The sequence below is a fragment of the Bacillus spongiae genome (assembly GCF_037120725.1).
In the GTDB taxonomy this organism is placed as follows: domain Bacteria; phylum Bacillota; class Bacilli; order Bacillales; family Bacillaceae_K; genus Bacillus_CI; species Bacillus_CI spongiae.
This window is the reverse complement of record NZ_JBBAXC010000014.1, coordinates 119,594-126,673: the sequence shown is the minus strand read 5'-3', so window position 1 is coordinate 126,673 and position 7,080 is coordinate 119,594. Positions and strand designations below refer to the sequence as shown.

General features: G+C 35.7%; 6 protein-coding genes. 5 read left to right on the top strand and 1 reads right to left on the bottom strand.

All coding sequences use genetic code 11. The features are described 5' to 3' along the window. The 3 genes from WAK64_RS16520 to WAK64_RS16510 form a co-directional block, all read left to right on the top strand. The coding region (locus tag WAK64_RS16520) for an IS3 family transposase (RefSeq protein ID WP_336587352.1) at positions 1 to 93 on the top strand (93 nt) is incomplete at its 5' end. A 309-nt stretch (positions 94 to 402) separates the two neighbouring features. Continuing rightward, entirely contained in the window at positions 403 to 1,272 is an 870-nt protein-coding gene (locus WAK64_RS16515; RefSeq protein ID WP_336588096.1) for an ABC transporter permease subunit, read from the top strand. Next, positions 1,273 to 2,298: an ABC transporter permease gene (locus tag WAK64_RS16510; RefSeq protein ID WP_336588095.1), complete on the top strand. Its 1,026-nt coding sequence runs from the start codon at positions 1,273 to 1,275 to the stop codon at positions 2,296 to 2,298. A 126-nt stretch (positions 2,299 to 2,424) separates the two neighbouring features. On the opposite strand, the gene WAK64_RS16505 is transcribed toward WAK64_RS16510, so the two are convergent. After that, complete coding sequence (locus WAK64_RS16505; RefSeq protein WP_336588094.1) at positions 2,425 to 2,571, bottom strand: hypothetical protein; 147 nt, start codon at positions 2,569 to 2,571, stop codon at positions 2,425 to 2,427. Between the two features lie 157 nt (positions 2,572 to 2,728). On the opposite strand from WAK64_RS16505, the gene WAK64_RS16500 reads away from it, so the two are divergent. Next, positions 2,729 to 4,522 carry a M3 family oligoendopeptidase gene (locus tag WAK64_RS16500; protein ID WP_336588093.1) on the top strand — a complete coding sequence of 598 codons (1,794 nt, stop codon included), beginning with the start codon at positions 2,729 to 2,731 and terminating at the stop codon, positions 4,520 to 4,522. A 317-nt stretch (positions 4,523 to 4,839) separates the two neighbouring features. Next, positions 4,840 to 7,065, top strand: coding sequence for a formate C-acetyltransferase (gene pflB / locus WAK64_RS16495; RefSeq protein WP_336588092.1), 2,226 nt, complete (start codon positions 4,840 to 4,842; stop codon positions 7,063 to 7,065). The last annotated feature ends 15 nt before the right edge of the window (positions 7,066 to 7,080 follow it).

Genomic DNA, 7,080 nt, shown 5'->3' with positions numbered 1-7,080 from the left:
ATTGATTACTATAATAACGACCGAATAAAAGTAAAATTGGCTGGCTTAAGTCCAGTACAATACCGAACTCAAACCAACCTAATAGCAGTATAACTAAAACTCTAACTTTCAGGGGTCACTACCAAAGGGCGTCTTTTTTTGTTTGCTAATGCTAGTCATTGTCGAATGATGGCTAAAAATTATTGTGTTTAACATTTGGTTATTATGGATAATTTGTCAATATTCAACAATGTTTATTTTATATCCAAAGCAACATGTGTATAATAAGCAAAGAGATATTATTCTGATTATTCAATAAATCAACAGGTGTAACTTTACTAAGTGGTGAAAATATCCATTTAACTTAAAGAATAAAGACTACAGCAGGATAGCAGTAAAGTGAACAATAGAGTGGAGGAAATCATGTACATAATAAATCGTTTTCTCACGTTAATATGGAAAATACTATCTGCTTTTGTGGCAACCCTTTTAATCAGCTGTCTTCCTTATTTATTTGACGACTTTCAACTCAATATGACAAACTACTTTGGCCATATTATTGATCTTTTACAAAAAGTAGTCTTATTAGGTGAATTTCAATATGCGACAGGAGGAGATACATTTAGACCTTTGTTTCCAACAATATTTGAGGCGTTACGTCAATCTTTACAGCTAATTGTTGGTTCATTATTAATCTCTGGATTCGTATCGATTATTATAGCGATTTTCGTAGTCAACTTAAAGGAAAAGTATATTAAAATCATTCAAGAAATCTTAACATACATACAATCCATCCCTGATCTATTTTATATTATAGGCTTGCAACTATTTATTGTTTGGTTATATAAGAAGACGGATATTGTCTTTTTAAATTTTGCATCGTATGGTGAGGAACAAGCCATATTCCTACCAATTCTTTGTTTGAGCATAACACCTACAATGATCATTACAAAGTTATTAATTAATCAAATGATAGAAGAACTTCATAAAAATTATGCACACTTAGCGAAGGCGAAAGGTGTTTCTTCCTTTAACATCATCTTTGTCCACATACTACGAAATACGGTCTATTCTCTTTTTCATTACTCAAAAACCATTATCTTATTTTTTTTAACGAATCTACTTATTGTAGAGTATTTATTTAATATTCCTGGAGTCATGTCTTTCCTATTAAATTATCCTTTTCCTGATGTTTTTTTTATCTCCCTTCTATTACTATATTATCCTATTTTTCTTCTATTTCAGCTCTATGAACTTTTCGTTCCAAGTGTGATTAAAAAGGGGGAGGCATAATTGATTAAAGTTTTGTTGAAGGATAAACGGTTTTTAATTGGTTTTTCATTTATTAGTTTCTTAGTTCTAGCTAGTATCGGAAATACTGTATTTAATAATGGAGATATTAGGCAAGTCCAAAGTATATATATAGATGGACAACTTGTAGAAACGGCTCCTTTTCAGCCTTCATTAGCATTTCCATTAGGGACAGATCCTAACGGCTACGATTTATTCCATATCGTTATTGAAGGAGCCAAATATACAATTGGCATTACTTTATTAATTGCCTTTTTTCAGTTAATAGTAGGAATTGTGATTGGAACAATCTTAAGTGGATATTTTTTAAGAACCTTTAAAGTATTTGAACATATTCTTGAAACCTTTTCAGTGCTTCCCGTAACATTGGTTGCATATTTTATTCTTATTAATGTTTTGACAATGCCTTTTGATGGGTTTGCAGAGCCATTTTATGTGAGAGCCTCGTTTGAAGTAATAATTTTAGTACTGCTGCCATTACCAAGTGTGGTGCTATATATCGTCAAGGAAATTCAGAAAATACTAGGAATGGAATTTATTAAAGCCTCCAAAATATTAGGTGCGAGCACATTTCGAATTATCTTCGTTCATGTATATAAGCATTTAATCCAAAGATTTGTCATTCTTTTCATTCAGCAATTTAATCAAACGTTGATTATTTTAGCACATCTAGGTTTATTAAGTATGTTTTTTGGGGGGACGGTCATCGATTATTCTCCACTTCAGGAGCCTCCAAAGACACTTTCCTATGAGTGGTCAGGTTTAATAGGAGATTATTTTGAATATTTTTTCATTCATCCTTATATCCCTATTGTACCTATTATTTTCTTTTCTTTAACAATTATCAGTATTAATTTAATTTTAAACAGTCTAGAATCAACGTTCACTAAAGTTAATAAGGGAAAGCAAAATAGTGACCAAAAAGTAGTGGAAGATAAGGAAGCTTCTGGGGTTCAAAAGAAGGTTACAGATCATTCTTTTGAATTTACGACATTTAAAAATTTATAATGCTAACCAATTGCATTTTGTGATTTCCTAAAGGACAATTTTTATAAATTGTCCTTTTTTTACTATTGTAATTATTCTAATAGGCACTACCTATTAGTGAAAAACAGAAGATTATTTAAGTGTATTTTAGTTAGTAGGTGGAGATTGATTTTTTGTTTTTTGTCTATATTGCTCAGCTAATTTGTTTTTTACCTCATTGTAAGCTAAGCCTGAAGCGTTATTTAGTTTTTTTACTTCTTCAATATCAGTCCCTGAAGCGGTCCTTCTTTTCATATAATCACCTCTATTTATAGCCTGTTCTAGTTAAAGGGTTTTATTCTAGTCAATAGTAGTCCTCTGATTAAGAAGGATCCAATCTGATTTATTCGTCTATTTACGTTACAATAGAAGGAAAGGGTTTTTTATCAAAATCCTCGAATACATAGTAAGAATGAAAAAAGGGGGACTTATTTTGGGATATAGTGAGGTTTGGGATTTAGATGTGTTCTTTTCTGGAGGTAGTGAGTCTTCGGAATTTCGTGATCATATGAACAACCTACAGGAAAAGGTAGTGGCTTTTGCAGAAGAGGAGCGAAAGTTTATACAACCAACAGTTCATAATATAGTGAACATGATTGAGCCTGCTACTAGTGTGATGATGTATTTACGTCAAGCTGGAGCTTTTATTGGGTGCTTGCAAGCACAAAATATGAATGATCGAAAAGCAGATGCCTTAAGAGGGGAACTCACTTCACTCAGTGCAACCTTTCAAGTAAGTTTTAATTCTTTCCAACAAAAACTTTCACAAACAGATGATGATGTTTGGAATGATTTCATTCAAGATGAAGCATTAAGGGACTTGGCTTTTGTATTAAAAGAGTGGCGTGAAAAAGCAAAGGAGAAGCTTTCTAATGAAGAGGAAGCTTTAATTCAATCACTGGCTGTTGATGGATATCATGGTTGGGGAGAAATGTATGATACGGTTGTCGGTTCAATGGCAATCGAAGTTGAAGTAGACGGTGAACTAAAAACATTATCGGTTGGACAAGCGAATAACTTGGCTAGTCATAAAAATCCAGCCGTTCGTCAAGAGGTATTTAAAAAGCTAGAAGCAGCATGGCAGGAAAAAGAAGAAATGTTTGCGCGCACTCTTAACCATCTAGGTGGATTTCGTCTACAGGTGTATGATGCTCGTGGATGGGAGGAAGTGTTAAAAGAGCCTCTTAGTTATAATCGAATGAAAAAAGAAACACTAGACGCAATGTGGGGAGCAATTAGCGAGAAGCGAGAAGCTTTTGTTGGTTATCTTAATCGAAAAGCAGAGCTGTTAGGAAAAGAAAAACTATCCTGGTCTGATTTAAGTGCTCCAATTGCAACGACAACGAACAATATGTCCTTCGATGAGGGAGCTCATTTTATTGAAAAGCACTTCCGGAAATTTGGGAATGAAATGGCGGATTTTACAAAACAAGCCTTCGAACAAGAATGGATTGAAGCAGAGGATCGACCTGGAAAACGCCCCGGAGGTTTTTGTACACTGTTCCCTTTAAGTGAACAGTCACGTATCTTTATGACCTATTCTGGAACCATGTCGAATGTAGCAACACTAGCTCATGAACTTGGACATGCATTCCATTCATATGCTCTTCGTCCAATGCATACGTTGAATCGTAATTATGCGATGAATGTCGCAGAGACAGCCTCGACGTTTGCTGAGATGATTGTCGCAGATGCGGCTGTAAAGGAAGCAAACACAAACGAAGAAAAAGTAGCATTAGTAGAAGATAAGCTTCAACGAAGTGTCGCTTTCTTTATGAATATACACGCACGTTTCCTTTTTGAAACGAGGTTTTACGAAGAGCGAAAACAAGGAATGGTTTCTGCCGAGCGGCTAAATGAGCTAATGGAAGCAGCACAAAAAGAAGCTTATGGAGATTCATTAAGTGACTATCATCCCCACTTTTGGGCTTCAAAGCTTCATTTTTATATAACAGGCGTACCATTTTATAACTTCCCATATACATTTGGCTATCTTTTCTCTTTAAGTATTTATGCGAAAGCAATAGAAGAGGGAGAAGGATATGAACAAAAGTATATTAACCTTCTCCGCGATACGGCGGTAATGACAGTTGAAGAACTTGCAATGAAGCATTTAGGAGAAGATATCACGCAAAAAGATTTTTGGGAAAAGGGAATGAATCTATGCGTCCAAGATGCAGAAGAATTTCTACGTTTGACTAAGTAAATCATGTTTATTGTAGCGTTAGGGCAAATATTGTCCTAACGCTTCTTTTATAGAAAGTCCAAAAGTAAAATTGAGCCTCTTCGAGTTTATTGCTAAATGAAAGCATGTAAGCGGATTAAGTCATAAAGAAAGAAACTAAAATCATGCTCACTAGTTCACATAATTGTTGGATTTATTAAAGCAGTGCCAATAAAGGCAGGAACTTTCCTTTCTCAAATTTCATGTGAGATATATCACAGCCTTACTCTAGTGAAAGTTCTAATGTAAAAGTAAGAAATATATTTGTTGTTCATTATCAATTAAAGGAAGTGGTTTAGATGTATTGGGAAGGGTTTGAAAAAGGAAAATGGACAGACGATATTGATGTAAGAGACTTTATTCAACGAAATTATTCCCCTTATGACGGAGATGACACTTTTTTATTAGGGCCAACGGAAGCAACCTCAGAGTTGTGGAAGCAAGTACTCCAATTAGATAAAGAAGAGAGAGAACGTGGTGGCGTTTGGGATATGGATACAAAGAAAGTATCGACGATTACCTCTCACGGGTCAGGCTACTTAAATAAAGAATTGGAAACGATAGTGGGCTTTCAAACAGAAAAACCATTTAAACGATCTCTTCAGCCATTCGGTGGTATTCGAATGGCAAAAGCTTCATTGGAATCCTATGGATATGAATTAGATAACGAAACAGAGAAGCTTTTTACTGACTTTAGAAAAACGCATAACCAAGGAGTATTTGATGCTTATACGAAAGAGATGCTGTTAGCAAGAAAAGCAGGTATTATAACAGGATTACCAGATGCATACGGACGTGGCAGAATTATTGGTGATTACCGTAGAGTACCGCTATACGGCGTTGATTTTCTAATTAATATGAAAAGAGAGGATATGAAAACGCTCGGTGACGAGGTGATGACAGAGGAGGTTATTAGAAATCGAGAAGAGCATTCAGAACAAATTCATGCACTTCAAGAGCTAAAGAAGTTAGCTAACATATATGGATATGATATTTCTAAACCTGCTACTACGGCGAAAGAAGCGTTTCAATGGTTGTATTTCGGATATTTAGCGGCCATTAAAGAGCAAAACGGTGCGGCAATGAGTCTCGGTCGTGTCTCTACTTTCTTAGATATTTATATTGAAAGAGACATAGTATCAAATCGATTAACAGAAGAAGAAGCGCAAGAGCTTGTGGACCACTTCGTGATGAAGCTTCGTTTAGTTAAATTTGCACGCACACCAGAATATAATGAATTATTCTCTGGTGACCCAACGTGGGTAACAGAGTCAATAGGAGGAATGGGACTAGATGGTCGTTCCCTCGTGACAAAGAACTCCTTCCGTTTTTTAAACACATTATCTAATTTAGGTCCGGCACCTGAGCCAAATTTAACGGTTTTATGGTCAACTAAGCTCCCTGATTCGTTTAAAAGGTATTGTGCAAAAATGTCGATTAATACGAGTTCAATACAATATGAGAGTGACGATGTAATGATCTCAGAATATGGGGATGATTACGGAATCGCTTGTTGTGTTTCAGCGATGAGAATAGGGAAACAAATGCAATTTTTTGGAGCACGAGCGAACTTGGCAAAAGCATTATTATACGCAATAAATGGGGGCGTCGATGAAAAGCTTAAAATTCAAGTAGCCCCACAATTTGCAAAGATTGAGGGAGAATACCTCCAATACGAAGAAGTAATGGAAAAGTATGATCAGATGTTGAATTGGCTGGCGAAATTGTATATGAACACCTTAAATATCATTCACTACATGCATGATAAATATTCTTACGAGCGAATTGAAATGGCATTACATGATCGTGATATTATACGCACGATGGCAGGTGGTATTGCAGGGCTGTCTGTTGTCGCGGATTCCTTAAGTGCGATTAAACATGCCAATGTAAAAGTAATTCGTGATGAAAACGGAGTGGCTGTGGATTATGAAGTAGAAGGAGCTTATCCTCAATATGGAAATAATGATGATCGAGTCGATTCCATTGCAGTAGATCTTGTAAAGCGCTTTATGAATAAATTAAAATCCCATCAAACCTATAGAGATTCAATACCTACGATGTCCATATTAACAATTACAAGTAATGTCGTGTACGGCAAAAAGACTGGTAGTACTCCAGATGGGCGTGAAGGAGGTCAGCCATTTGCTCCTGGTGCAAATCCGTTACACGGACGAGACCAAAAAGGAGCACTTGCATCTTTGAGTTCCGTTGCTAAGCTACCATACGATTATTCACGTGATGGAATTTCAAATACGTTTAGTATTGTCCCGAAAGCTTTAGGCAAGGATGACGAATCTCAGGAGAAAAACTTAGTCGCTCTGTTAGACGGGTATGCCATCAAGCAAGGCCATCACTTAAATATTAACGTTTTTAATCGTGACACCTTACTAGATGCAATGGAACACCCAGAAAATTATCCACAGCTGACCATTCGAGTTTCGGGCTATGCTGTCAATTTCATTAAATTAACGAGAGAACAGCAAATTGATGTTATAAACCGAACGTTCCATGAAATGATGTAATAGAGGGAGCTGAAT

Excerpts from the sequence above, each read along its gene's own strand:
- pflB (WP_336588092.1), top strand. The coding sequence starts at position 4,840 with ATGTATTGGGAAGGGTTTGAAAAAGGAAAATGGACAGACGATATTGAT.
- WAK64_RS16515 (WP_336588096.1), top strand. The coding sequence starts at position 403 with ATGTACATAATAAATCGTTTTCTCACGTTAATATGGAAAATACTATCT.
- WAK64_RS16505 (WP_336588094.1), bottom strand. The coding sequence starts at position 2,571 with ATGAAAAGAAGGACCGCTTCAGGGACTGATATTGAAGAAGTAAAAAAA.
- WAK64_RS16500 (WP_336588093.1), top strand. The coding sequence starts at position 2,729 with ATGAAAAAAGGGGGACTTATTTTGGGATATAGTGAGGTTTGGGATTTA.